At 72.4% G+C, this 25,076-nt stretch carries 21 protein-coding genes, 2 pseudogenes and 1 riboswitch; all 23 genes and pseudogenes read left to right on the forward strand.

From position 1 onward, the window contains the following. Positions 1-9 precede the first annotated feature (9 nt). Positions 10-875: pseudogene (locus ACFMQL_RS27595) on the forward strand (dihydroorotate dehydrogenase electron transfer subunit). A gap of 1 nt (position 876) precedes the next feature. Continuing rightward, positions 877-1,842, forward strand: a complete 966-nt coding sequence (locus tag ACFMQL_RS27600) for a dihydroorotate dehydrogenase (protein ID WP_378787739.1) — start codon at positions 877-879, stop codon at positions 1,840-1,842. 34 nt (positions 1,843-1,876) lie between these two features. Beyond that, on the forward strand, positions 1,877-2,569 hold the full coding sequence (gene pyrF, locus ACFMQL_RS27605) for an orotidine-5'-phosphate decarboxylase (protein ID WP_364057509.1): 693 nt from the start codon (positions 1,877-1,879) through the stop codon (positions 2,567-2,569). A gap of 1,213 nt (positions 2,570-3,782) precedes the next feature. Then, positions 3,783-4,106 (forward strand): integration host factor, actinobacterial type, encoded by a 324-nt coding sequence (gene mihF / locus ACFMQL_RS27610; RefSeq protein WP_055503120.1) that lies wholly within the window; start codon positions 3,783-3,785, stop codon positions 4,104-4,106. 121 nt (positions 4,107-4,227) lie between these two features. Next, positions 4,228-4,815, forward strand: coding sequence for a guanylate kinase (gene gmk / locus ACFMQL_RS27615; protein WP_364054957.1), 588 nt, complete (start codon positions 4,228-4,230; stop codon positions 4,813-4,815). Positions 4,816-4,820: 5 nt separating this feature from the next. After that, positions 4,821-5,090, forward strand: coding sequence for a DNA-directed RNA polymerase subunit omega (gene rpoZ, locus ACFMQL_RS27620; protein ID WP_364054955.1), 270 nt, complete (start codon positions 4,821-4,823; stop codon positions 5,088-5,090). Between the two features lie 8 nt (positions 5,091-5,098). Beyond that, positions 5,099-6,595: a bifunctional phosphopantothenoylcysteine decarboxylase/phosphopantothenate--cysteine ligase CoaBC gene (coaBC, locus tag ACFMQL_RS27625; RefSeq protein WP_378787743.1), complete on the forward strand. Its 1,497-nt coding sequence runs from the start codon at positions 5,099-5,101 to the stop codon at positions 6,593-6,595. Between the two features lie 358 nt (positions 6,596-6,953). Next, positions 6,954-7,277, forward strand: coding sequence for a hypothetical protein (locus tag ACFMQL_RS27630; protein ID WP_364054952.1), 324 nt, complete (start codon positions 6,954-6,956; stop codon positions 7,275-7,277). A 128-nt stretch (positions 7,278-7,405) separates the two neighbouring features. Then, positions 7,406-8,593 (forward strand): methionine adenosyltransferase, encoded by a 1,188-nt coding sequence (gene metK / locus ACFMQL_RS27635; RefSeq protein WP_364054949.1) that lies wholly within the window; start codon positions 7,406-7,408, stop codon positions 8,591-8,593. 326 nt (positions 8,594-8,919) lie between these two features. Then, positions 8,920-11,003: pseudogene (locus ACFMQL_RS27640) on the forward strand (primosomal protein N'). Positions 11,004-11,052: 49 nt separating this feature from the next. Next, a complete protein-coding gene (locus ACFMQL_RS27645; protein ID WP_364054943.1) occupies positions 11,053-12,540 on the forward strand; it encodes a hypothetical protein in 1,488 nt (495 codons plus the stop codon). 37 nt (positions 12,541-12,577) lie between these two features. Further along, the gene (locus tag ACFMQL_RS27650; protein ID WP_378787746.1) at positions 12,578-13,933 is read left to right on the forward strand and encodes a hypothetical protein; all 1,356 of its coding nucleotides are present in this window, start codon (positions 12,578-12,580) and stop codon (positions 13,931-13,933) included. Positions 13,934-13,988: 55 nt separating this feature from the next. Next, the gene (gene def / locus ACFMQL_RS27655; RefSeq protein ID WP_364054937.1) at positions 13,989-14,537 is read left to right on the forward strand and encodes a peptide deformylase; all 549 of its coding nucleotides are present in this window, start codon (positions 13,989-13,991) and stop codon (positions 14,535-14,537) included. Positions 14,538-14,541: 4 nt separating this feature from the next. After that, positions 14,542-15,468 (forward strand): methionyl-tRNA formyltransferase, encoded by a 927-nt coding sequence (fmt, locus tag ACFMQL_RS27660; RefSeq protein WP_364054934.1) that lies wholly within the window; start codon positions 14,542-14,544, stop codon positions 15,466-15,468. Between the two features lie 169 nt (positions 15,469-15,637). After that, the gene (locus tag ACFMQL_RS27665; RefSeq protein ID WP_364054931.1) at positions 15,638-17,350 is read left to right on the forward strand and encodes a transcription antitermination factor NusB; all 1,713 of its coding nucleotides are present in this window, start codon (positions 15,638-15,640) and stop codon (positions 17,348-17,350) included. Between the two features lie 408 nt (positions 17,351-17,758). Then, a complete protein-coding gene (locus ACFMQL_RS27670) occupies positions 17,759-18,784 on the forward strand; it encodes a phosphatase PAP2 family protein (RefSeq protein ID WP_378787749.1) in 1,026 nt (341 codons plus the stop codon). Positions 18,785-18,796: 12 nt separating this feature from the next. Next, positions 18,797-19,459, forward strand: a complete 663-nt coding sequence (gene rpe / locus ACFMQL_RS27675; RefSeq protein WP_364054925.1) for a ribulose-phosphate 3-epimerase — start codon at positions 18,797-18,799, stop codon at positions 19,457-19,459. A gap of 123 nt (positions 19,460-19,582) precedes the next feature. Then, positions 19,583-20,392, forward strand: coding sequence for an oxygenase MpaB family protein (locus ACFMQL_RS27680; RefSeq protein ID WP_378787751.1), 810 nt, complete (start codon positions 19,583-19,585; stop codon positions 20,390-20,392). A 334-nt stretch (positions 20,393-20,726) separates the two neighbouring features. Further along, a riboswitch (FMN riboswitch) is annotated at positions 20,727-20,857 on the forward strand. A gap of 112 nt (positions 20,858-20,969) precedes the next feature. Then, complete coding sequence (gene ribD / locus ACFMQL_RS27685) at positions 20,970-22,103, forward strand: bifunctional diaminohydroxyphosphoribosylaminopyrimidine deaminase/5-amino-6-(5-phosphoribosylamino)uracil reductase RibD (protein WP_378787753.1); 1,134 nt, start codon at positions 20,970-20,972, stop codon at positions 22,101-22,103. Then, the gene (locus ACFMQL_RS27690) at positions 22,104-22,694 is read left to right on the forward strand and encodes a riboflavin synthase (RefSeq protein WP_364054916.1); all 591 of its coding nucleotides are present in this window, start codon (positions 22,104-22,106) and stop codon (positions 22,692-22,694) included. Then, a complete protein-coding gene (locus ACFMQL_RS27695) occupies positions 22,691-23,377 on the forward strand; it encodes a nicotinamide riboside transporter PnuC (protein ID WP_378787755.1) in 687 nt (228 codons plus the stop codon). The genes ACFMQL_RS27690 and ACFMQL_RS27695 overlap by 4 nt, the downstream gene beginning before the upstream one ends. Then, positions 23,374-24,591, forward strand: a complete 1,218-nt coding sequence (locus ACFMQL_RS27700) for a bifunctional 3,4-dihydroxy-2-butanone-4-phosphate synthase/GTP cyclohydrolase II (RefSeq protein WP_364054910.1) — start codon at positions 23,374-23,376, stop codon at positions 24,589-24,591. Before ACFMQL_RS27695 ends, ACFMQL_RS27700 begins: the two co-directional genes overlap by 4 nt. Continuing rightward, positions 24,588-25,076, forward strand: a complete 489-nt coding sequence (ribH, locus tag ACFMQL_RS27705; RefSeq protein WP_364054906.1) for a 6,7-dimethyl-8-ribityllumazine synthase — start codon at positions 24,588-24,590, stop codon at positions 25,074-25,076. The genes ACFMQL_RS27700 and ribH overlap by 4 nt, the downstream gene beginning before the upstream one ends.

Consider the following 25,076-nt stretch of genomic DNA (forward strand, 5'->3'; position numbering starts at 1 on the left):
TGAAGACGACTGGCCGGCACACCGGTGCAGGTGACGGGCACGGTGCTCACGACGCGCCGGGTCGACGCCTACCATGCGCTGACGGTGGTGGCGCCCGGCATCGCCGAGCGTTACCGTCCCGGCCACTTCGTCTCCGTGGCGGTCGGCGGGGCGTACACGTCGATGGTGACGCGCCGCGCGCTGTCCATCCATGACGTGAAGTCCGACTACGGCGGGACGGTCGAGCTGGTCTTCACCACGCGCGGCCCCGGCACCGCCTGGCTGGCGGAGCGGCGCGCCCGGGACACGCTCGACCTCGTCGGGCCGCTCGGGCGGCCGTTCCCGCTGCCGCGCGACCCGGTCAACTGCGTGCTGGTGGGCGCCGAGTACGGCTCTGCCGTGCTGTTCCCGCTGGCCGACGCGCTGCTGGCGCGCGGCTGCCGGGTCGACTTCGTGCTGGGCGGCGCGGGCGCCGAGCGGGTGTTCGGCGCGATGCGGGCCCGCAGGATGGCCGAGACGACCACGCTGACCACCGAGGACGGGTCGCTCGGCCTGCGCGGCAAGGTCACCGACGCGCTGCCGTCGGTGATCACCGACACCATGGCCGACGTCGTCTACGCCTGCGCGCCCATGGAGACGCTGCGGGCGGTGACGGCGGTGGCGATGGAGTTCGACATCCCGGTGCAGGTGGCCGTCGAGGAGTCGATGGCCTGCGGCATCGGGGTGTGCATGACGTGCGTGTTGCCCGTCATCGGCGACGACGGCTCGACCAGGATGGTCAGGGCGTGCGCCGAGGGGCCGGTGTTCCGGGGGAGCGGGTGCGCTTCGAGGACGTGGGAACGATCCCGTTCGACGCGCTGGGCGCCCCAGGGGGCGGTGCACGACATGTCAGTTGATATGCGGACTTTTCTGGCGCACGTGGAGCTGTCGAACCCCATCACCACGGCCGCCGGATGCGCCTCGTCGGGCCGCGAGCTGGCGCAGTTCTTCGACCTGCACCGGCTCGGCGCCCTGACCACGCGGTCCATCACCATGGCGCCGCGCGCGGGCCGTCCCACGCCGCGCATGGCCGAGACGCCCTCCGGCATGCTCAACGCCGTCGGGCTCCAAGGGCCCGGCATCGACGCGTTCCTCGAACGCGAGCTGCCCTGGCTGGCCCAGCGCGGCATCAAGACCATCGTCTCCATCGGCGGCGGCACCGTCGCCGAATACTCCGAGCTGGCCCGCAGGCTCGCCGACGCGCCCGGCGTGACCGCGCTGGAGGTCAACCTCTCCTGCCCCAACATCGAGGACCGCGGACGCGTCTTCGCCCGCGAGGGCAGCGCCGCCGCCGAGGTCATCGCCTCCGTACGCTCGATCATGCGCTACGACGTGCCCGTCGTCGCCAAGCTCGCGCCCGACGTGGCCGACATCGTCGCCGTCGCCCGCGCCTGCGTGGACGCCGGCGCCGACGCGCTCTCCATGATCAACAACCCGCTGGGCATGGCCATCGACACCGAGGCGCTGCGCCCCTCGCTCGCCGCCGTCACCGGCGGGCTGTCGGGGCCGGCCATCCTGCCGCTGGCCGTACGCTGCGTCTGGCAGGTCCACGCGGCCCTTCCCGGCGTGCCGCTGATCGGCATGGGCGGCGTGATGACCGGCAGGGACGCCTTCCAGCTCGTGCTGGCAGGCGCCTGCGTGGTCGGGGTGGGCACGGCGCTGTTCCACGACCCGTACGCCTGCCTGCGCATCGAACGCGAGCTCGAGGACCTGCTGCGGGCCCGCGGCTTCCAGCGGCTGGCCGACGCCGTCGGCCTCGCCCACCGCCCGCCGGGGAGCGCACCCCGGCACCTGTTGGTAGACATCGAGGAGAGCACGCCTTGACTCCCGAGCGCCTGGAGAGCACGCCTTGACGCCCTTGACCCCCGCACCCATCGCCGTCGCTCTCGACGCACCCGACCTGGAGACCGCCGCGCGCTGGGCCGCCCTGGTCACCCCGCACGTCAGCACCGTCAAGGTCGGCCTGGAGCTCTACCTGCGCTACGGGCCCGACGTGATCGCCTCCGTGCAGGGCGCGAGCGGCGTGAACGTCTTCCTCGACCTCAAGCTGCACGACATCCCCAACACCGTCGCCGGGGCCGCCAGGGCCGTGGCCCGGCTGCGTCCCGCGATCCTCACCGTGCACGCCGCCGGAGGGACCGCCATGATCAAGGCGGCCGTCGAGTCCGCGCCGCACACCCAGATCGCCGCCGTCACCGTGCTCACCTCGCTCACCGAGGCCGACCTGGAGCGCATCGGGCTCGCCGGGCCCGCCGACGACGCCGTACGCCGCCTGGCATCGCTGTCGGTCGAGGCCGGCGCCACCGCGCTGGTGTGCTCGCCGCACGAGGTCGCCGCCGTACGCGCCGAGGTCGGCGGCGGCATCACGCTCATCACCCCCGGCGTCCGGCCCGCCGGCGCCGACACCCAGGACCAGAAGCGGGTCGCCACGCCCGAACGGGCGCTCGCCGACGGGGCCGACCTGCTTGTGATCGGCCGCCCCATCACCGCCTCACCCGACCCGGGGGCCGCCGCCGCGGCGATCGCCGCCTCACTGCGCCGGGCATCCTGACGCGGGGTCTGGGCCGCCGTACGGGGGTGCCGTCTCGTCCGGGTGCTGCGGGCGTGTGGCGCGCGGCCTGGGCGGCGACCGCGGGCGTCGCGGGTGTGTGTGCGGCGTAGGTTGCCGGCCTCCGGTGCGCCGTGGGTGCGTGCGGTGTGGGTGCCGTCCCCGCGCGGCGTGCTTCCGTGCGGCGCTGCCTCCATGCGTGCGTGAGCGCCCGTCCGCACGACGCCAGTGCCACGCACGCCTCGGGGCCTTTGACGTACGGGTGCCACCTCGGGTGTCGCTGTCGCGTGGGCGGCCGGCCCGGCGTGACGGAGGCGTTGGTCTGGGAGGGCATTGGCTGCGTCCGTGCGGCATGGGCATCATCGGCCGCCTGCCTGGCACGGGCACTGTCCTTGGGCGGCGGCGCAGGCTCGCTCGTGGGGCGCGGACGTCGTGTGCTTGGTGCCGCCGCGCCTGGCGCAGGTGTCGCCTGCTCCGTGGCGTGGCCGGCGTGCTGCGACGTCCTTGTCGCGCGCGATGCGCGAGTGCCGCATCTGCGGCGGGCCCGCCCTCCGTGCGGCGCGTTCGCACTGCGCCTACTCGGCCGTGCGTCCACTCGGCGGCCGTGCGTCTACTCGGCCGCGCCGGGCACTGCGCGTGGGCGAGTACTGCGCGTGCCTTGCGAGCACCCCAAGGGACCGAACGTAGGCGTCGCCCGCGTTCGCCTAACGGCGCCGCGCTGTGCACATGGTGCCGATGGCGTTCGCGAGGCCGGCCCGGCCGCCTTCGGCCGCCGCATGGAACGGAAGCCGACGGCACCCGTACGAACCCCGGAGCGGCTCCTCACCGCAACGGTCGCACGGGGGTGGAACGGCCGGGGTGTGAGGACGGCGCACCAAGGGCCCGGAAGGGCCGCGCTAACAAGATCATAAGGCATCCGTCAGGGCCGTGCGCAAGATCGCGAAAAAGGGTTTCGGCCCAGGTGCGGCGGGGGTTTCGGACATCGAAGGGTGTCTCGAAATCGATCTTCGTTGCGTTTCGCGACAGCGGCGCGAGCCGACGCGCGTAGGCGGATGTGAGGGCGATTTGATCAGCGTAGGGTGACTTTACACTTACGGAGAGTGATGAAGTGGATTTTGTCGCGAGAGAAACGGCTCTTGACGTTGCTTAGGGGGCGATGACCAGCTAGTTTCCCTTCCCGTCCGAGTACATCGACAGAAATTCGAGGTGACCCGGCGTGGCTCTTCCTCCCCTGACCCCTGAGCAGCGCGCCGCAGCCCTGGAGAAGGCTGCCAAGGCCCGTAAAGAGCGTGCCGAGGTCAAGAACCGGCTCAAGCATGGCGCGGTTTCTCTGGCTGAGGTGCTCAAGGATGGGCAGACCGACGACGTCATCGGCAAGATGAAGGTGTCGGCTTTGTTGGAATCGCTCCCCGGTGTCGGCAAGGTCCGTGCCAAGCAGCTCATGGAGCGGCTTGCCATCGCCGAGTCCCGTCGCGTGCGGGGCCTCGGTGCGAACCAGAGGGCTGCCCTCGAGCGCGAGTTCGGTGGCAACGAGAGCTAATCTCTGTTCCACACGAAAACGCGGGTTCAACGGGGGGTAGGAAGTGACCGAGAGGTCCTGGTCCGGCGATGTCAGTGCCCACGAGGCGGTCGGGCCTGGAACGGAGGTCGGATTCCTGCCCATGAGCGAACGGCGGCTGACGGTCCTTTCGGGGCCGTCGGGCGTCGGTAAATCCACGGTCGTCGCCGAGCTCCGGCGGGCACACCCCGAGGTGTGGCTGTCGGTCTCGGTGACAACCCGGCGACCCCGTCCCGGCGAGGTGCACGGGGTCCACTACTTCTTCGTCGACAACGAGGAGTTCGACCGGCTCATCGAGTCCGGTGAGCTGCTGGAGTGGGCGGAGTTCGCGGGCAACCGCTACGGCACCCCTCGCGAGCCGGTGCTGAAGAAGCTCGCCGAGGGCGTGCCCACCCTGCTCGAGATCGACCTCGAAGGCGCCAGGCAGGTGCGCAGGAGCATGCCGGAGGCGCTGCTGGTCTTCCTGGCCCCGCCCTCATGGGAGGAGCTGGAGAAGCGGCTGCGCGGGCGCGGCACCGAGCCGGAGGAGGTCATCGCCCGCCGGCTGGAGGCCGGGCGCAACGAGATGGCCGCGGAGCACGAGTTCGACCTCTCACTTGTCAACACGAACGTCCAAGACGTGTGCCATCGGCTGATAGCCTTGATGACCGACCCTCAGGGGGTCACGACAACCACCAACCGAGAGGTCTGACAATCGTGGCAGGCACCACCCCGGCCGCGGAGGGCATCACCAACCCGCCGATCGACACGCTGCTCGACATCGTCGACAGCAAATACTCCCTGGTGATCATGGGCGCCAAGCGCGCTCGCCAGATCAACGCCTACTACTCCCAGCTCGGCGAGGGCCTGCTGGAGTACGTCGGCCCGCTGGTCGAGACGCACGCCCAGGAGAAGCCGCTGTCCATCGCGCTGCGAGAGGTCTCCGAGGGCCTGCTCAACGCCGAGCCCATCGAAGGCGCGGTCTGACCCCTTCGATGAAGGTCGTCCTGGGCGTCAGCGGCGGCATCGCCGCGTACAAGGCGTGTGAGCTGCTGCGCCTGTTCACCGAGTCCGGGCACGAGGTACGGGTCGTCCCGACCCGCGAGGCGCTCAAGTTCGTGGGCGCGCCCACCTGGGCCGCCCTGTCGGGCAACCCCGTCTCGGCCGAGGTGTGGGACGACGTTCACGAGGTGCCCCACGTGCGCATCGGCAAGAGCGCCGATCTCGTCGTGGTCGCACCCGCCACCGCCGACGTGCTGGCGAAGGCCGCCCATGGGCTGGCCGGCGATCTGCTGACCAACACGCTGCTGACGGCCACCTGTCCGGTCGTGTTCGCGCCCGCGATGCACACCGAGATGTGGCAGCACCCGGCCACGCGCGCCAACGTCGCGACGTTGCGTTCGCGGGGCGCGGTCGTGATCGACCCGGCCGTCGGCCGGCTCACCGGCGCCGACACGGGCCCGGGACGGCTGCCCGACCCCGCCGAGATCTTCCAGGTCTGTCTGCGCGTCGCCAGAGGGCGGCCGCTCGACCTGGCCGGGCGCAAGGTCGTGGTCTCCGCCGGCGGCACCCGCGAGGCCATCGACCCCGTCCGCTTCATCGGCAACCGCTCGTCCGGGCGCCAGGGTTACGCCTTGGCCCGTACGGCGGTCGCCCGCGGGGCCGAGGTGACGGTCGTGGCGGCCAACGTGACGCTGCCCGACCCGGCGGGGGCCACCGTCGTGCGCGTGGAGTCGGCGTCCGAGCTGCGCGACGCCGTGCTCGCCGCCTCCGCCGACGCCGATGTGGTCGTGATGGCCGCGGCGGTGGCCGACTTCCGGCCTGCGGAGCGGCACGACACCAAGATCAAGAAGACGGACGGCGAGCCCGAGGCCATCCACCTGGTCAAGAATCCCGACATTCTCGCTGAGTTGGGTGAACGTCGGCGGGCGCGGGCAGGGGCACCCGCTGGGTCCGCATCGCCGGCCGATTCCGCATCGCCCGTCGGGTCTGCATCGCCCGCCGGGTCTGCACCGTCCGCTGGGTCCGCACCGTCCGCCGGGTCCGCACCGTCCGCCGGGGTCGGGCCGGCCGTTGCGGCGGAGGCGGCGGTTTCCGCCCGTGCGCACGTTCCGGGCCCGCCTGCCTCGGGTGACGCTGCCACGGAGTGCGCTCCCGCCCCGGGCGGCACGCCCTCCGAGCCGGCCGAGCCGGTCGGGAGCGACACGCCCGGGCGTCTTGCCGAGGAGAAATTCGCCGGCGCCGGGCCGCGCGTGATCGTCGGGTTCGCCGCCGAGACGAACGACGTGATCGCCAACGGGCAGGCCAAGCTCGCCCGCAAGGGTTGCGATCTGCTGGTCGTCAACCAGGTCGGCGAGGGCCTCGCCTTCGGTACGGCCGACAACGCCGCGACGATTCTGGTGGCCGGCGGGGAGCCGGTCGAGGTGCCGTTCGGGCCCAAGGAGGACCTGGCCGACACCGTCTGGGACCTGGTCGCCGCCCGCCTCTCCTGAGCCCGGGCCATCCGGTCTTCCCAAGCCCGCGATAAGGCGGGCCTTGGCCTTATGCACGCTGCAGGTCGCGTGCGCCCTCCTTGTCGACGATCTCGCTTGAACCCGGCCGGTTCATCGCCGAGCGGTCATGGATCTGAACCCGGGCGGTCGCCGTTGACGGACTCGGTGTTCCGCGCTGTACGGCCGCATCTGTGGGGCGTTCCAAAGAGGTAATGGGATGCCGGGGCGTCGATCGTACAAAGCGTGCAAATCCCACTACTCGATCACCTGTTGCAACACCCCCGCACGCCTGCGGATACTTGGGGCAAAGGGGGATGGAATGCCGGTGGGTTCTGCTGTAAGAGACCGTTGTAGAACGTTGCTCGGTGACCAAGAGGAGATTCACTACCTCTTCCCCGCCTTATCCTCGGGGCCGGCGGGAACAGGGCATTTCCTGATCGTGGTCACGCGCACGGCCATTTCCGTGCTGGCGACGAGGACGCTGCGGACCGATCGGCCGGTGTCGGTGTTCGCGGAGTTCCCGCGGCGCACCCGGCTGGGTCCGATTCTCCCGGGCAATGCGCTCGAGCTGGGCTCGATGGTCTTCGAGTTCGATGAGGAGTACGCGGCGGTGGTGTCGGCCGCGGACGCCGAGATTTTCGCGCCCGAGCTGCTGCCGCCCGACCCTTTGCCCGAACTCTGATGGGAGACAAATGGTGGACGGTTTCGCCGCGGGGCGCATGGTAGGGCTAGACTTCGGCGAGGCCCGGCCATGCCCTTCGGCTCCGGGCCTTACATCCGTCAGCAGCCGCTGCATGAGGAGCCACTGAGTTGTCACGTCGCCTGTTCACCTCCGAGTCGGTCACCGAAGGCCACCCGGACAAGATCGCCGACCAAATCAGTGACGCGATTCTCGACGCCATGCTCAAAGACGACCCCAAGAGCCGGGTCGCGGTCGAGACGCTGATCACTACCGGCCAGGTCCACGTCGCAGGCGAGGTGACGACGGAGACCTACGTCGACATTCCCGGCGTCATCCGGGAGAAGATCCTGGAGATCGGTTACGACGCCTCCCACAAGGGTTTCGACGGCGCCTCGTGCGGTGTGTCGGTGTCGATCGGCGCGCAGTCGCCCGACATCGCGCAGGGCGTCGACGACGCCTACGAGCACCGGGTGACCGGTGACGGTGACGAGCTCGACCGCCAGGGCGCCGGCGACCAGGGCCTCATGTTCGGCTACGCCTGCCGTGAGACCCCCGAGCTGATGCCGCTGCCGATCACGCTCGCCCACCGGCTCGCACAGCGCCTCGCCGAGGTGCGCAAGACGGGCACCGTGCCCTACCTGCGCCCCGACGGCAAGACGCAGGTCACCATCGAGTACGACGGCGACACGCCGGTCCGCCTCGACACCGTGGTCGTCTCCACGCAGCACGCCGCCGAGATCGACCTGCAGGAGATGCTGACCCCCGACATCAAGGAGCACGTGGTCGACCACGTGCTCGCCGGCCTCGACATCGAGACCGAGGGCTACCGCCTGCTGGTCAACCCGACGGGCCGCTTCGAGATCGGCGGTCCGATGGGCGACGCGGGGCTCACCGGCCGCAAGATCATCATCGACACCTACGGTGGCATGGCCCGCCACGGTGGCGGCGCGTTCTCCGGCAAGGACCCGTCCAAGGTCGACCGTTCCGCCGCCTACGCCATGCGCTGGGTGGCCAAGAACGTCGTGGCCGCCGGGCTGGCCGACCGGTGCGAGGTCCAGGTGGCCTACGCGATCGGCAAGGCCAAGCCGGTCGGCCTGTTCGTCGAGTGCTTCGGCACCGAGAAGCTGCCGGTCGAGAAGATTCAGGAGGCGGTGCTCCAGGTCTTCGACCTGCGTCCCGCCGCCATCATCCGCGACCTCGACCTGCTGCGTCCGATCTACTCCGAGACCGCCGCCTACGGGCACTTCGGTCGCGAGGGCTTCTCCTGGGAGTCCACCGACCGCGCCGAGGCCCTGAGGACCGCCGCCGGTTTCTGAACGACGTGACGGCCGCCTGACGGCCGTTGCGCTCAGCACCAACCCGATCGGTGCCGTCCGCCCTTTTCGCGGGGCGGGCGGCACCGATCGGTGTCTTGTGCACGCACAGCCGGGGGGTGATGGCGGGATCGCCCGCACGCCGCCCCTCGGCTGCTCTGGCGTGGCGTGGGTGAGTCGAGGCCCGTCTCCGGCGTTGTGCGTGCGATGGCGTCCGTCCGGGGCCGGGTGGGGCTGTTCGATGTCGTACGTGCTGCGGGTGGCGTGATGGTGTTCCGGTGGGATCGCCATGGGCGATGGCGGAGGCGGGGGTCTGGTAGACGTTGTTCGTGACCGACTCCTCCGACGACGCCCTCCTGCCGCTCGAAGCCGTGCGGCCCCCGGCGTCCGAGAAGGACACCAAGGGGGCGGTGCTCCCGGCCCCGGAAAACCCCGTGGCCAAAGTGGTCGTCGACAGCCCGCTGCCGCACCTCGACCGCCCCTTCGACTACCTCGTCCCCGACCGGCTGCACGAGACGGCCGAGCCGGGCGTGCGGGTGCGGGTGCGGTTCGCGGGCAAGCTCGTGGACGGCTTCCTCCTCGAACGCGTCCAGGAGAGCGACCACGAGGGCAAGCTCACCCCGCTCGAACGCGTCGTGTCCCCGGAACGCGTGCTCACCCCCGAGATCGCCGGCCTGGCCAGGGCCGTGGCCGACCGGTACGCCGGCACCCTGACCGACGTGCTGCGCCTCGCGGTCCCGCCCCGGCACGCCAGGGCCGAAGCCGAGACGCCCAAGCCCGTCCCGCCGCAGGATCGCCCGCCGGCGCCGTCACCGAGCGCCTGGGACGCCTACCCGGCAGGCCCCTCCTTCCTCGCCGCACTCCGCGACGGGCGCGCGCCCCGGGCCGTCTGGCAGGCGCTGCCCGGCGCCAAGGGCTGGGCCTGCCCCTCGCCGAGGCCGTCCGCGCGACGCTGGACGGCGGCAGGGGAGCGGTCGTCGTCGTCCCCGACGGCAAGGACGTGGCGCTGGCCGACACCGCGTTCCTGCGGGTGCTCGGCCCCGGCGCCCACGTGGCGCTCACCGCCGACCTGGGCCCCGCCGAGCGCTACCGCAGGTGGCTGCGGCTGCTCAGAGGCGAGGTCAAGGCGGTCGTCGGCACCAGGGCGGCGATGTTCGCGCCGGTCGCCGATCTCGGCCTGGTGGCGATCTGGGACGACGGCGACGACCTGCACGCCGAACGCTTCGCCCCCTACCCGCACGCCCGCGAGGTGCTCGGGCTGCGCGCCCACAGGGCCGGCGCGGGCATGCTCATCGGTGGCTACGCGCGTACGGCCGAGGCCACCCAGCTCGTCGCGAGCGGCTGGGCCAGGCCGATCGTGGCCGCGCGTACGACGATCAGAAGCCTCGCCCCGCGCGTGCGCCCGGCGGGGGATGACGCCGAGCTGGCCAAGGACCAGGCCGCCAGGCAGGCCCGCCTGCCCAGCATCGCCTGGCGGGCCCTGCGCCACGGCCTCGACAGCGGCCCGGTGCTCGTGCAGGTGCCCAGGCGCGGCTACCTGCCCGCGCTGGCCTGCCGCCACTGCCGCACCCCGGCCCGCTGCGTCCTGCCGCCCACCAGGAAAGCACCCGGCGACACCCTCACGATGGAGACCGGCGAGGGCCCGCTGTGCCACGGGCCGCTCGCGCTGCGGAGCGGGCACGCGGCGCCGTACTGCCGCTGGTGCGGCCGCGTGGACGCCTCCTGGCGCTGCCCGTCCTGCGGCAGCCCCAGGCTGCGCGCGGTGGTCACCGGCGCCAGGCGTACGGCCGAGGAACTGGGCAGGGCGTTCCCTTCCGTGCCGGTGCGCACGTCCGGCCGCGACGGCGTGCTGGCCACGGTGCCCGCCGCCCGCGCGCTCGTCGTCGCCACCCCGGGAGCAGAGCCGGTGGCCGAGGACGGATACGCCGCCGCGGTGCTGCTCGACGGCTGGGCCCTGCTCGGCCGGGCCGACCTGCGAGCCGGCGAGGAGACCGTGCGCCGCTGGATGAACGCCGCCGCGCTGCTGCGCCCCGGTGCCGAGCTGGTGGTGCTCGCGGACGCGGCGCTGCCGGCCGTACAGGCGCTGCTGCGCTGGGACCCCATCACCTTCGCCGAGCGTGAGCTGGCCGACCGGGCCGAGCTGGGCTTCCCGCCCGCGGTACGGATGGCCACGCTCACGGGCCCGGCCCATGCGGTCAGGCAGATGCTCGACGAGACCCGCCTGCCGTCCGACGCGCAGGTGCTCGGCCCCGTCCCGGTGGCCGGCGACGGCCAGGAGCGCGCCATGATCAGAGTGCCCAGACCGGAAGGCGCCGCACTGTCGGCCGCGCTCAAAGCCGCCGGCGGAGTACGCGCGGCACGCAAGACACCGGATGTCGTGAGGGTGTGTGTCGACCCCCTCGACCTGATTTAGCCCGTTTCCCCGATTCGCTCATCCGTTGGCCAGCCGTTAGCGTGCCCCTGTGTCGATCGAATGGGTGAACCAGGCCATCGACGACCTGCGCGCTTGGGGGCGCGCGCGGGACGTCGAAGTGGACGCGGACGAGGTCCGCCTGCTCTGCGACTACGCCAGCGACTACCTCAACGTCAACGAACTTCGCGACTTCACTCCCGAGACCTTCGACGAGCTGCTGCTGTCCATCTATCCGCGCAAGGTCATCGCACCGCCGGAGAGCGCACCCGAGACCATCGCCGCCGCCCGCACGCTCGTCGACTACCTCAGCGAGACCGGCCACGTGAGCGCGGAGACCGCGGACGCCATGCGCGCCCGGCTCGACGACATCGAGCCTCGCATGCCCGAGGCGCTCGCCGACCCGGCGAACTTCGGCATGGCCAAGAGCCTGTTCAGCTCCATCGGCCCCGAATCGCTCGAGCAGTCGATCGCCATCCCCGCGGGCGAGCTGCCAGACATGCCCGACCTGGGAGACCTGGGCGAGGCGCCCTGCGACTGCCCGGCGTGCACGCCGCTGCCCGCCGTACGCCTGGCCGGGCCCGGCGAGCTGCGTACGGCGCTGGAGAGCATCCCCATGCTGGCCGAGCAGCCGCTGCCGGGCGGCGACGACCCGCTGCAGGCGTGGGCGAGGCGCGTCGCCGACCTGCTCGACCACGACACCGGCGGCGCCGTCACCGGCCACGCCGAGCTCGACGAGAGCCTCTACGACCTGTTCGACATGCTCTACCGGCTCCAGACGCGCGTGCCCGTCACGGTGATCGGCGACCACATCGACGAGATCGACGCCGACGGCGAGATCGACCTGCGGGCCGTGCTCGACCGGCTGGAGTGGACGGGCCTGCTGCGCGTCACCGGCGACACCGCCGAGCTGACCCCCGCCGGCGTCTGGGCGCTGCGCGAGCACTACCTGTCCATGGGCGTCGAGGCCCCCGAGGCGCCCGACCTCGCCGAGGCCGACGCGCACGGCCTCATCGAAGGGCTGCTCGACGGCGTGCCCACGGAGGTGGCCGAGGCCGACATCGACCGCTGGCTGGCCGGCCGCGAGCCCGCGGAGGCCGCCGCCGAGCTGCTCGCCGCCGCCTCCGGCGCGCCCGCCGTGGCGCGCGGCATCGCCATCACCATCGTCGACCGGCTCGGCCCCGAGGCCGAATCCGCCGTACGCGGCTATCTCGACGACCCCGAGCTGCGCCCGCACGCCATCCACTGGCTGGCCGCGAGGAAGCTGTCCGCGCCGCCCCTGACGCAGGACGAGCTGCTGTGGGTCAGCGTCGACATGCTGGCGCTGGCCATGCCCGCCGCCGAGGAAGACCCCGAGATCTTCGCCGAGAACATGGCCGCATCGGGCCCGCCCGCCCACCTCATCGAGGAGATGTGGCGGGTCGATCACCCCGACGTGGTCGAGGTGCTCGAGCTCCTCGGACGTTCCATCCCCGACGGCGCGGTCGCCAAGGCGGCCCGCAAGGCCGCGTTCAAGGCCCGGTCGCGAGCGATCCGTTGAGTACGCTCATGTGACCGGTGTGCAGTAAGTTTCGTGGGTGGCAAACAACGTCTTCGACCTCGCCGAGCTGCGCAAGCTGATCGATGAGCAGGCCGCCGTGCCTCCACGGCCCCCTGAGGAGACACCGGAGGAGCGCGAGGCCCTGACGTTCCCGCCGGTCGCGACGGCGCCGGACGCCGAGCTGGCCGCCGCGGTGCCGACGGTGCCGCTCGTGGCCGACGCCATCCGGCTCACCAACTGGACGGGCACCCGCGAGGTCGGCCCCGACGGCCACCTGAGCCCGGCCGACGCCGAAGCCGCCGCGGCCCACCTCGGCGTTCCCGTCTCCCGCGTACCCCTGATCTGGGTCGTCGCCGTCAACACCGGCCTGCTGCGCATCCTCGGCGGCAAGGCCAGCCGGGGCCCGCTGTCGATGCAGCTCTCGGTCGAGGCCACGCTGGAGTTCTGGGACGGCGTGGTCATGGACGTGCTCGACCGCGCCGACGACGGCCTGACCGGCTCCGCCGTGGTCGACGGCCACCTCGCCGAAATGCTCGCCACCATCTACTCCGTACGCTCGGGCGTCGCCACCGCCAACCTGGCCCGCGGCATCCTGCAGTCGCACGAGGTCGCCTGTGCGCCCGGCCCCATGGAGATGCGCAAGATCGCCGCCTCCCTGCCCGGCGAGCTGCTGGAGGCGCTGTCGCTGCTGGCGTACTGCGGGCTCGTCGAGCAGACACCCGCCGGCCGCACCGCGCTGACCCCGCTCGGCGTATGGGCCATCCGCCGCGACCTGCTGCGCGAGGGCCACGACGCGCCCACCACCGCGGAGGTGGAGGTGTTCGCCGACCTGTCGGCGGCCGAGCTCGTCGAGGCGCTGGTCAAGGGCAGCGCCACGCAGAGCGCGGTGGCCGGGTGGCTGGAGCGCCGCTCGCCCGAGTCCGCCGCCCGCGACCTCGTCGAGATCGCCGCCACCGGCACGGCCGGCCAGCGCGGCGCCGTCGGAGCCATCCTGGAGGAGCTGGGCCCCGAGGCCGAGGCGCCCGTCAGGGAGGCGCTGCAACACCCGCTCACGCGCCGCTACGCCGCCTCCTGGCTGCACATCCGCGACCTGCCCGCCCCCGCGCTCAGCCCCGAGGACCACACCTGGCTCGCCGTCGACTCCCTGGCCGCCCTCATGCACCTGTCGGGGCCTGCCGCGGGCCGCATCGACCCGCCCGAGCCCGGCGAAGACCTGATCAAGCTCATCGGCGACATGCCCGGTGTCGGACACCCCGACACCGTCGCCGTGCTCGACATGCTCGCCTCCGCCCACGACGACCCGGCCGTGGTCAAGGCGGCGCGCAAGGCCGCGCTGAAGGCCCGCACGCTGGAGCACGCCAGGAAGCACGCCAGAAAGCACGGCCACCGGTGACACCGGCGGCTGCACTAAACTGGGCTGATCCACGCATGAGAACGGAGTGACCCCCTTGGCGATCCAGCCCATCAGGCTGTTCGGAGATCCGGTGCTGCGCACCCCGGCGGCCCCGGTCGTCGACTTCGACAAGGAGCTGCGCAAGCTGGTCAAAGACCTGACCGACACGATGATGGACGCCCCGGGCGCGGGCCTGGCCGCCCCTCAGATCGGCGTGGGGCTGCGGGTGTTCACCTACTACGTCGACGAGCAGCTCGGCCACCTCGTCAACCCCGACCTCGACCTGTCGTCCGAGATCGACGAGGAGGGCGAGGAGGGCTGCCTGTCCTTCCCCGGCCTGTCGTTCCCCACCCCGCGGGCGGTGCGCGCCGTGGCCAAGGGCTTCAACATGTACGGCGAGCCCGTCGTGCTCGAGGGCACCGACATGATGGCGCGCTGCTTCCAGCACGAGACCGACCACCTCGACGGCATCCTGTTCATCGACCGCATGGACCCCAAGCAGCGCAAGCTCGCCATGAAGGCCGTGCGCGAGGCCGAGTGGAGCGGCCTTGCCGCGCCCGTGGTCAAGTTCTCGCCCCACGCCACCCGCGGAAAGGCACTCTGACAGCATGCGTCTGGTCTTCGCGGGCACACCCGAGACGGCACTCCCGTCGCTGCGCACCCTGATCGACTCGCCCCGGCACGACGTCGTCGCGGTCGTCACCCGCCCCGACGCGCAGTCGGGCCGGGGGCGCAAGGTCCACCCCTCCCCGGTCGCGGAGCTCGCGGAGGAGGCGGGCATCGAGGTGCTGCGCCCGCAGAAGGCCGGCGACCCGGAGTTCCTCGACCGGCTGCGCGCGCTGGAGCCCGACTGCTGCCCCGTCGTCGCCTACGGCGCGCTGCTCCCGCAGAGCGCGCTCGACATCCCCAGGCACGGCTGGGTCAACCTGCACTTTTCGATCCTGCCCGCCTGGCGCGGCGCAGCCCCCGTCCAGCACGCCATCCTCCACGGCGACGAGATCGGCGGGGCCAGCACGTTCCAGATCGTCAAGGAGCTCGACGCCGGGCCCGTCTACGGCGTCGTCACCGAGGAGATCCGCCCCACCGACACCAGCGGCGCGCTGCTCGATCGGCTCGCGGTCTCCGGGGCCGGGCTGCTCGCCGCCACCCTCGACGGCATCGAGGACGGCACGCTCGAGCCGCGCCCCCAGCCCGCCGACGGCGTCACCATCGCACCCAAGATCACGGTGGCCGACGCACGCATCGACTGGACCAAGCCCGCCATGCACGTCGACCGGCTGATCCGCGCCTGCACGCCCAACCCCGGCGCGTGGACCGAGTTCCGCGGCCTGCGCATCAAGATCGGGCCGGTGCGCCCGGCGCCCGGCGAACGGCTCGCCCCCGGCGAGCTGGCCGCCACCAAGGCCCGCGTGCTCGTCGGCACCGCCACCGACGCGGTCGAGCTGGGCGAGGTGCAGCCGCAGGGCAAGCGGCTGATGACGGCGGGGGAGTGGGCCCGCGGGGTGCGCCTCGAGGGCAAGGAGACCTTTCAGTGACACGGGGCCGGCGGTCCGCGCGGTGGCCGGGCCGCCCGGGTGACGTGCCGGGTGCCTGCCGAAACGGCGCGTGGGACGCTCGCCGGAGTGACGCGCGGGGCACTGACCGGAGTGGCGCGTGGAGCGCTCGCCGGGCCGGCGTGCCTGGCGCTAGTGAGGGTTCGTGGGCATGAAGACCAGGGGGCACCAAGGGACCGGCTCGGGCGGCGGCAACCGTACGCGCAAGCCGCGCAGGCCGGCGCGCGATCCGGCCCGCAACGCCGCCTACGACGTCGTACGAGCCGTCGACGAGCGCGACGCGTACGCCAACCTGCTGCTGCCGCGCCTGCTGCGCGAGCGCGGCATCAAGGGTCGTGACGCGGCGCTCGCCACCGAGCTGGCCTACGGCACGCTGCGCGGGCTCGGCACGTACGACGCGATCATCGAGATGTGCAGCGACCGCGCGCCCGACCCCGACGTGCGCGACGCGCTGCGCATCGGCGCGCACCAACTCCTGCGCATGCGCGTGCCGCCGCACGCGGCCGTCGGCACCACCGTCGATCTCGTACGGCTGCGCATCGGCGCGGGAGCCGCGAAGTTCGTCAACGCGGTGCTGCGCAAGATCGGCTCGAGGACGCTCGACGAGTGGCTGCCCATCGTCGCCCCCGACCCGGCCGACGACCCGGTCGGCCACCTCGCCATCGCCTACGGCCATCCCCGGTGGATCGTCTCGGCTTTCCGCGACGCGCTCGGCGCGCCAGGCGAGATGCCCGATCTGCTTGAGGCCGACAACGCCCGCCCGCTGGTGACCCTGGTCGCCCGTCCCGGGCGGTCGTCGGTGGAGGAGCTGGAGGCCGCGGGCGCCCTGCCGGGGCGATACTCGCCGTACGCGGCGTACCTGCGCGAAGGCGACCCCGGCGGCATCGACGCGGTCGCCGAGACGCGCGCCGCCGTCCAGGACGAGGCCAGCCAGCTCGTCGCGCTCGCCCTGACCCGGGTGCCCGTGGAGGGCGACGGCGAGGAGCTGTGGCTCGACATGTGCGCCGGGCCCGGCGGCAAGGCGGGTCTCCTCGACGCCATCGCCACCCACGGCGACCTCGCCGGTCTGGCCGAAGAGGCACGGGTTCGTGCCGGGACGTCGGCCGGCAAGCCTGCCGCGTCGTCGGGTGGCGCGTCGGTCGGGGAGCCTGATGTGGCACGTGGCTCGGTCCCGGGCGCTGTGACGGGTGGGGAGCCGTCCGGGGCGAGGGACGCGGCGGCTGGTGGCGCGCCTGGCGGGACGCCAGGTGCGGTCTCAGGCGCTGTGACGGGTGAGGAGCCGTCCGGGGCGCGGGATGTGGCGGCCGGTGGCGCGCCTGGCGCGGCGCGGGGCCGGTCCGGGGGAGTGGCCTTTCCCGGTGGGGCTCGGTTGCTGGCCGCCGACGTGCAGCAGCATCGGGCCAGGCTCGTCCGCGAGACGACCAAGGACGCCTCGGTGATCACCGCCGACGGCACCGAGCCCGCGTGGCGGCCCGGCGTGTTCGACCGCGTGATGCTCGACGCCCCCTGCACCGGGCTCGGGGCGCTGCGGCGGCGGCCCGAGGCGCGGTGGCGGCGCGACCCCGCCGGCATCGCCGAGCTGGGCAAGCTACAGCGGCGGCTGCTCGCCACCGCGCTCGACGCGGTGCGGCCAGGGGGCGTGGTCGCATATGTGACGTGCTCGCCGCACCTCGCCGAGACCCGGGTCGTGGTCGGCGACCTCCTGGCACAGCGCGATGACGTCGAGCAGCTCGACGCCCGCGACTACCTGCCCGAAGTCGAAGGGCTCGGCGACGGCCCGCACGTCCAGTTCTGGCCGCATCGGCACGGCACCGACGCCATGTTCCTGGCCCTGCTCCGCAAGAAGCCCGCCCAGCCCGCCTGACCCACCTGCCGGCCCGCCGGATGCGCCCACCTCCCGGCCGGATCCGTGCCCTCAGCCTGCCATTCGGCCGGATCCGTGCGCCCAGCCTGCCGGGTCCGTGCGTCTGCTTGTTCGAGGGGTCGTTCGGGCACGTGCGTCCGCGGGGTCACGTTCACGGGCGCAAGCGCCTGGTTCCTCAGGGCCGGGCGATGCTCGGGGTTCTGGCGGGCCGCCCCCGAAGGCTCGGCGTCTGCGGACGCGTCCGGGGTCGAAGGCCGCCCTGGCTCGCTGTGCGTGGCAGGGGTTCTTCGCGGAGGCCGTTCTGATCGGGGCGTGTTTCCGGGGCGGCGCGGGGCAGGGGGTCGGGCGATGCGGCCGGGTGGTGAGTGGGGTGGCATGTGGGGGCGGAGGTGTGCTCCGATCGGCGGCGTGGACTTCCTCGATGATCTTCACCTGGCGGAACTCGCGCCTATCGCCTGGCTTCAGAGCTGGCCCGACGCCGTCAGGCCGATCATGGAGCTCATCTCGTTCTTCGGCACGAACGCGTTCTTCCTGCTCGTCCTCCCCATCCTGTACTGGTGCGTCAACCCGGCGCTCGCGCTGCGCCTCGGGCTCACCGTGCTGGCGGCCGCCGGGACGAACGCGGTCGGCAAGCTCGCCTTCCACCAGCCGAGGCCGTACTGGATCGACCCGCAGATCCACGCGTTCGCGGCCGAGCGGAGCTTCGGGCTGCCGTCGGGGCACGCGCAGACCGGCACCGCCGCTCTGGGGCGGCTGGCGGTGGCGGCGGCGCGGCCGTGGGCGTGGTGGGCGGCGGGGGCCGGGGTCGCGCTGGTGTGCCTGAGCCGGGTCTATCTCGGCGTGCACTTCATCTCCGACGTGGTGGCGGGCGTGGCGCTCGGGGCCGCCGTCCTGGTGCTCGTCGTACGGCTGGAACGCCCGGCGACGGCGTGGTGGCGGCGGCAGGCGCTGTGGGCGCAGCTCGGCCTCTCCTTGGCGGTGTCCGGGGTACTGCCGGTGGCGGCGGTGCTGGCCGCGCTGCCGTACGGGGACTGGGTCGTGCCGCCCGCCTGGAGCGCGGCCGGGGAGATCGATCCCGAGAGCATGGACACCGTCGTCCTGATGTCCGGAGTGCTGTTCGGCACGCTGGCGGGGACGTCGGTAATGTACCGGATCGGGTGGTTCGACCCGGGCGGCCCGCTCAGGCTGCGGATCGGGCGGTGGGTGCTCGGCACGGGGGTGGCGGTGCTCATCTGGTACGCCGAGCGCGAAGTGCTGCCCGAGGCCGAGGTGTCCACCTACCTGGCGTACGCGGTGCTGGCGTTGTGGGTGCAACTGGGGGCGCCGGTGCTGTTCATCCGGCTGAGACTGATGGAGCCCGCGGGCAGGGCACGCGGCGCGGAGACCGTGGAGGCACGGGGCGGCGCGGGCGGAGAGCACGGGCGGGGTCATTAGACTTGGCGCATCATGGCCGTACAGATCTCGCCCAGCATCCTCGCCGCCGACTTCGCCAGGCTCGCCGATGAGGCCGCCGCGGTGCCCAACGCCGACTGGCTGCACGTCGACGTCATGGACTACCACTTCGTGCCCAACCTGACGCTCGGGCTGCCCGTGGTCGAGGCGCTGCGCAAGGCGACCGACAAGCCGCTCGACTGCCACCTGATGATCGCCGACCCCGACCGCTGGGCGCCGCGGTACGCGGAGGCCGGGGCGGGCAGCGTGACCATCCACGCGGAGGCGGCCAAGGCGCCCATCCGTACGCTGCGGGAGATCCGGGCCCTGGGCGCCCGCGCCGGGCTGGCGCTCAACCCCGCGACGCCCGTCGAGCCGTACGAAGACCTCCTCGAGGAGGTCGACATGCTCCTGCTGATGACCGTCGAGCCGGGGTTCGGCGGGCAGAAGTTCCTCGAGATGGTGCTGCCGAAGGTGCGCAGGGCGCGCGAGATGGTCTCGCGGCACGGCGGCCGGGTGTGGCTGCAGGTCGACGGGGGAATCGACGAGGACACGATCGGCCGGTGCGCCGAGGCGGGGGCCGACGTGTTCGTGGCGGGCAGTGCCGTCTACGGCGCCTCCGACCCGGTGGAGGCGATCGACAAGCTCCGCGCCGCCGCCGACCGAGCCATCTCGTGATCCGGTTGCGCCTGCCACTGGCTCTTCCGGTCCTCCTCCGGGTACGTGGGGTTCCGCAGCGTCGTGCGGTCTCCGGAGTTGCGGGTGACATGAAATATCCGTCATCAGGGTAACTATTCACTTATGACCGACTATGGGATCTTCGGGCCCCGCTCGGTGACATGGCGGGTGATGGGGGAGCCGATCCTGCTCGTCGGCGGCTTCCGTGCGCTGCTCATGCAGGGGCTGCACCCCAGGGCGATGCGCGGGGTGCTGCAGAACTCCGCGCTCATGGACCCGCACGAGGCATGGTCCCGGTTCGTACGGACGACCGAGTTCGTCCGCGTGCGTACGTACGGCACCCATGAGGAGGTCGAGCGGGCCTGCTGCTGGGTGCGCAAGATCCACGCCGGCCTGACCGCCTATGACCCGGACACCGGCGAGACGTACCGGCTCGACGAGCCCGCCGCGCTGCGCTGGGTGCACGTGGGCGAGGTCGATTCGTACCTGTCGGTCGCCCGCAGGGCCGGGGTGCGGCTGACGGATGCCGAGGCGGACGCGTTCGTCGCGGAGTGGCGGCGGGCCGCCGAGGTGGTGGGCCTGTCGGCCGACGAGGTGCCCGGGTCGGTGGCGGAGCTGCGCGACTACATCGAGGCCGAGCGTCCGCATCTGCGGTTCGTGCCCGAGGCGTCCCATCCGCTGCGCATGTCGCTGAACGCCCCGCTCCCGCTGCTGCTGACGCCGCTCAAGCCGGTGATGCCCGCGCTGACCCTGCTCGCCTTCGCCACGCTGCCGCGCTGGGCCAGACGCCTGTACGGCCTGCCCGCCACGCCGGTCGGCGACCTGTGGGCCACGGCGACGCTGCGCACCCTGCACACCGGGATCGGGCTGGTCCCCGGGCACGTCCTGCACAGCCCGGCGGCACGCCGCGCCCGCCGGCTCATGGCCGCCTGAGCCGAACCCCCCATGGCCCCTGAGCCGAACCCCTCATGGCTGCCCGAGCCGAACCCCCCATGGCCGCCCGAGCCGGACGCCGCCGTCCGATCCGGCGGTACACGACCGCATGCGGGCTCGTCTGATCCGGCGGTGCGCGAGCGCATGCGGGCTTGCCGGATCCGGCGGTGCGCGTGCGCAAGCTCGCGCGTGTCGTCCGATGGCCGCTGCATCGCGCTCCGCTCCCACCGCCCTGACCAGCTCGTTCGCCCTTCACAAACGAGCGCTTGGTCAAAAGTGGAGGGGTGGTCGCGTGCTTTGCGAAGGACGTGGCAGACTGGTAGCGAAAGAGAGCTAGCGTGCTCCGGGGTCGGTGAAAGTCCGAACCGGCGGTGAAAGTCCGCGACCCGGCCGATGCCATCGGCCGGTTGACCCGGTGGAACTCCGGGACCGACGGTTAAAGTCCGGATGGGAGGAAGCGCGCGAGGCGTCCGGTGTCCCCACCGGCCGCCTGCCGAGGACGTATGGCATGCGTCCCGGCGAAAAGATCCCCCGGGGCCCGCCGTGGCTTGGAGCTACTGGCGAGTAGGAGACCCGGGTGGAGATACCCGAGCAGGACGTCGCGCACATGGCGCGCGCCGTCGAACTGGCCGGTCGTGGACACGGCAGCACCACCCCCAACCCCGTCGTCGGCTGCGTCGTGCTCGATGCCGCAGGGCAGGTCGCGGGCGAGGGCTATCACGCGTACGCGGGCGGGCCGCACGCCGAGGTCGTCGCCCTGGCACAGGCGGGGGAGCGGGCGCGGGGCGGCACCGCGTACGTGACGCTCGAACCCTGCGACCACACCGGACGCACAGGCCCGTGCAGCCGGGCGCTGCTGGACGCGGGCGTGGCCCGCGTCGTGATCGCGGTGTCCGACCCCAACCCCACGGCCGCGGGAGGCGCGGCGCGGCTGCGCGCCCACGGCGTGTCCGTCACCACAGGAGTGCTGACCGAGGCCGCTGAGCGGGTCAACGAGGAGTGGCTGACCTTCATGCGCCTCGGCCGCTCCCACGTCACCTGGAAGTTCGCCGCCACCCTCGACGGCAGATCCGCCGCCGAGGACGGCACCAGCAAGTGGATCACCTCGCCCGAGGCGCGCGCCGACGTGCACCGCATGCGGGCCGCCTCCGACGCCATCGTGGCCGGCATCGGCACGGTGCTGGCCGACGACCCCCGCCTCACCGCCCGCCCCGGAGGTGAGAAGCCGGCGCGGGCGCCCGTACGCGTGGTCGTGGACCCCGACGCGAGGACGCCCGCGACGGCGCGCGTCCTCGACGACGAGGCGCCCACGCTGATCGCGGTGGCCGACGACGTGGACACCGGCCTCAAGGCCGACCTGCTGCGGCTGCCCCGCCACGACGCCGGGCTCGACCTGCGCGCCCTGCTGGCGGAGCTGGCCGCCCGGCAGCTCGTGAGCGTGTTCCTGGAGGGCGGCCCGGCGCTGGCCGGGTCGTTCGTCAAGGAAGGGCTGGTCGATCGCGTGGTGGCGTACGTGGCGCCCGCGCTGCTCGGCTCCGGCAAGGCGGCGCTGGGTGCGGCCGGTGTGGGCACGATCGGCGAGCTCCACCGCCTCAGATTCGACGACGTCACGGTGATCGGACCGGACGTACGGCTCACCGCACGACCCGTCCACCCCTCGACCCCGCGAGAAACCCGGCCGGCAGGCCCGCAACCAGGCAGGGAGCAGTGAATGTTCACCGGAATCATTGAGGAAAAGGGCGAAGTCACCGCCATCGAGCGCGCGGGCGGCGGCGCCCTGCTGTCGGTACGCGGCCCGCTCGTCACCTCCGACGCGGGGCACGGCGACTCGATCGCGGTCAACGGCGTCTGCCTGACCGTCGTCGAGGTCGACGGCGACGTGTTCACCGTCGACGTGATCAAGGAGTCGCTCGACCGCAGCTCCCTGGGCGGCCTCACCGAGGGCTCGGCGGTCAACCTCGAACGCGCCGTACGCGCCGACCAGCGCCTCGGCGGCCACATCGTGCAGGGCCACGTGGACGGCACCGCCGTGCTGCTGTCCAGGCAGCCCGGCGAGAGCTGGGACGACCTGCGCTTCTCGCTGCCTCCGGCGCTCAGCCCGTACGTCGCCGAGAAGGGCTCGATCGCGATCGACGGAATCAGCCTGACGGTCACCACGGTTGACGACGAAAGCTTCGGCGTGAGCCTCATCCCCACCACGCTCAAGCTGACGACCATGGGTGAACGCCAGGTGGGTGACGTGGTGAACATCGAGGTCGACGTGATCGCCAAGTATGTGGAGAGGCTGGTGGGCAGGAAGTGAGCTGGGCCGAGGCCGGATTCGAGATATTCGGCGCGCACGTGATGTGGACCGACCTGGTGGGCAACATCGCCGCCCTGGCCACGGTCCTGCTGGCGATACGCAAGTCGATGTGGACGTGGCCGGTGCAGTTCACCGGCGCGGTGCTGCTGCTCATCGCCTCGATCAGCGCCCACATCACCGGCAACGCGCTCAAGCAGGCGCTGTTCGCCGGTCTGGCGATCTACGGCTGGTGGGCCTGGCGGCGCGGCACCCAGAACGGCAGGAACCTGGCGGTCCGGCCGGCGCAATGGTGGGAGCGTGTGCTGCTGATCGGCGGCTTGCTGGTGGGCACCGTCGTGATCGGGCTGCTGTTCTGGGTCACGGGCCTGTCGTGGGGCGCGCACGTGCCGCCGCCCGCCGGCGTGTTCCTGGTGCTCGCCGACGCCTACATCTTCGTCGGCAGTGCGATGGCGACCTGGGCGCAGGGCCGGGCGCTGGTGGACTTCTGGATCGTGTGGGTGGCGGTGGACCTGGTCGGGGTGCCGCTGGCGTTCAGCTCGGGGCTGGTGGTCTCGGGCGCCGTCTACGGGATCTTCTTCGTCCTGGTGCTCATCGGGTTCGTCAAGTGGCTGCGTGAGTACCGCGCCGCCGCGCCGGGTGCGCCGGTGGCCGGGGAAGTGGCGGCCGAGGGAGTGGCCCGATGAGCGACATCACGCTCGACCCGATCGAGCGCGCGATCGAGGACATCCGCAACGGCAAGCCGGTCATCGTGGTGGACGACGAGAACCGCGAGAACGAGGGCGACCTCATCTTCGCCGCCTCCAAGGCCACGCCGGAGCTGTGCACGTTCACCATCAGGCACACCAGCGGCATGATCTGCGTGGCCATGGAGGGCAAGGAGCTCGACCGGCTCGGCCTGCCGCTCATGGTCGTGCACAACACCGAGCGCATGCGCACGGCGTACACGATCACGGTGGACGCCCGCGACGGCGTCACCACCGGCATCTCGGCGGCCGACCGCGCCACCACCATCCGCACGCTCGCCGACCCGGCCACCGGGCCGGACGAGCTCGTACGCCCCGGCCACGTCTTCCCGCTGCGCTACCGCGAGGGCGGCGTGCTGGCCAGGCGCGGCCACACCGAGGCGGCGGTCGATCTCGCCAGGCTGGCCGGGCTGCGTCCCGCCGGGGCGCTGGCCGAGGTGGTCAACGACGACGGCACCATGGCCAGGCTGCCCGAGCTGCGCCGCTTCGCCGACGAGCACGACCTCGCGCTGGTCTCGATCGAGCAGCTCGTCGATCACCGGCGGCGGGTCGAGAGCATGGTCACCAGGGTCGCCGAGACGCGGCTGCCGAACGCGTACGGGATGTGGCGGGCGTACGGCTACGCCGGCGCACTCGACGGCGGCGAGCACGTCGCGCTCGTCTACGGTGACCTGAACGGCGGCGAGAACGTCCTGGTCAGGGCCCACTCCGAGTGCCTGACCGGCGACGTGCTCGGCTCGCTGCGCTGCGACTGCGGCGTGCAGCTCGACAACGCCATGGCGGCCATCGCCCGCGAGGGCCGGGGTGTGATCGTCTACCTGCGCGGGCACGAAGGCAGGGGGATCGGGCTGCTGGCCAAGCTCAAGGCGTACAGCCTGCAGGACGCCGGCAGCGACACCGTCGACGCCAACGTCGAGCTGGGGCTGCCGGTCGACGCGCGGGAGTTCTCCGACGCCGGGCAGATCCTGGCCGACCTGGGGGTCAAGTCCGTACGGCTGCTGACCAACAACCCGGCCAAGCTCAAGGGCCTGGACGGCTACGGCGTCAAGGTCATCGGCAGGGAGCCGATGCCGGTGGCCATGAACCCTTACAACGAGCGCTATCTCAGGGCCAAGCGGGAGCGGCTCGGCCACGACATCTCGGAGGCGTCATGAGCGGTGAAGGACGGCCGGTCGCGAGCGCGCCCGACGCGGCGGGGCTGACGGTGGGCGTGGTGGCGGCGAGCTGGCACGCCGAGATCACCGACCAGCTCCTGGCGCGGGCGTTGCGGGCCTGCGACGACAGCGGCGCGAGCGCGACCGTGGTGCGGGTGCCGGGGTCGCTGGAGATCCCGGTGGTCGCGCAGGCGCTGGCGCGCCGCCACGACGCGGTGGTGGCGCTGGGCGCGGTGATCCGCGGCGAGACCGCGCACTTCGACTACGTCTGCGACTCGGTGACCTCCGGCCTGACCAGGGTCTCGCTCGACGAGGAGACACCGGTCGGCAACGGCGTGCTCACCTGCGAGACGGTGGAGCAGGCACTCGACCGTTCCGGCCTGCCGGGCAGCAAGGAGGACAAGGGGTACGAGTCGGCCGTCGCCGCACTCGAGACCGCCTTGCTGCTGCGGCGGCTGCGCGTTCCCGAGGCGCAGCTGCGGTAG

It is taken from the genome of Nonomuraea fastidiosa (assembly GCF_042751225.1).
Taxonomy (GTDB): domain Bacteria; phylum Actinomycetota; class Actinomycetes; order Streptosporangiales; family Streptosporangiaceae; genus Nonomuraea; species Nonomuraea fastidiosa.

Bases quoted from the DNA above. Each gene is read 5' to 3' on its own strand.
- ribH (WP_364054906.1), top strand. From the start codon at position 24,588: ATGAGCGGTGAAGGACGGCCGGTCGCGAGCGCGCCCGACGCGGCGGGG.
- rpe (WP_364054925.1), top strand. From the start codon at position 18,797: ATGGCCGTACAGATCTCGCCCAGCATCCTCGCCGCCGACTTCGCCAGG.
- ACFMQL_RS27700 (WP_364054910.1), top strand. From the start codon at position 23,374: ATGAGCGACATCACGCTCGACCCGATCGAGCGCGCGATCGAGGACATC.
- ACFMQL_RS27690 (WP_364054916.1), top strand. From the start codon at position 22,104: ATGTTCACCGGAATCATTGAGGAAAAGGGCGAAGTCACCGCCATCGAG.
- ACFMQL_RS27665 (WP_364054931.1), top strand. From the start codon at position 15,638: ATGAAGACCAGGGGGCACCAAGGGACCGGCTCGGGCGGCGGCAACCGT.
- ACFMQL_RS27680 (WP_378787751.1), top strand. From the start codon at position 19,583: ATGACCGACTATGGGATCTTCGGGCCCCGCTCGGTGACATGGCGGGTG.
- gmk (WP_364054957.1), top strand. From the start codon at position 4,228: ATGAGCGAACGGCGGCTGACGGTCCTTTCGGGGCCGTCGGGCGTCGGT.
- ACFMQL_RS27600 (WP_378787739.1), top strand. From the start codon at position 877: ATGCGGACTTTTCTGGCGCACGTGGAGCTGTCGAACCCCATCACCACG.
- fmt (WP_364054934.1), top strand. From the start codon at position 14,542: ATGCGTCTGGTCTTCGCGGGCACACCCGAGACGGCACTCCCGTCGCTG.
- coaBC (WP_378787743.1), top strand. From the start codon at position 5,099: ATGAAGGTCGTCCTGGGCGTCAGCGGCGGCATCGCCGCGTACAAGGCG.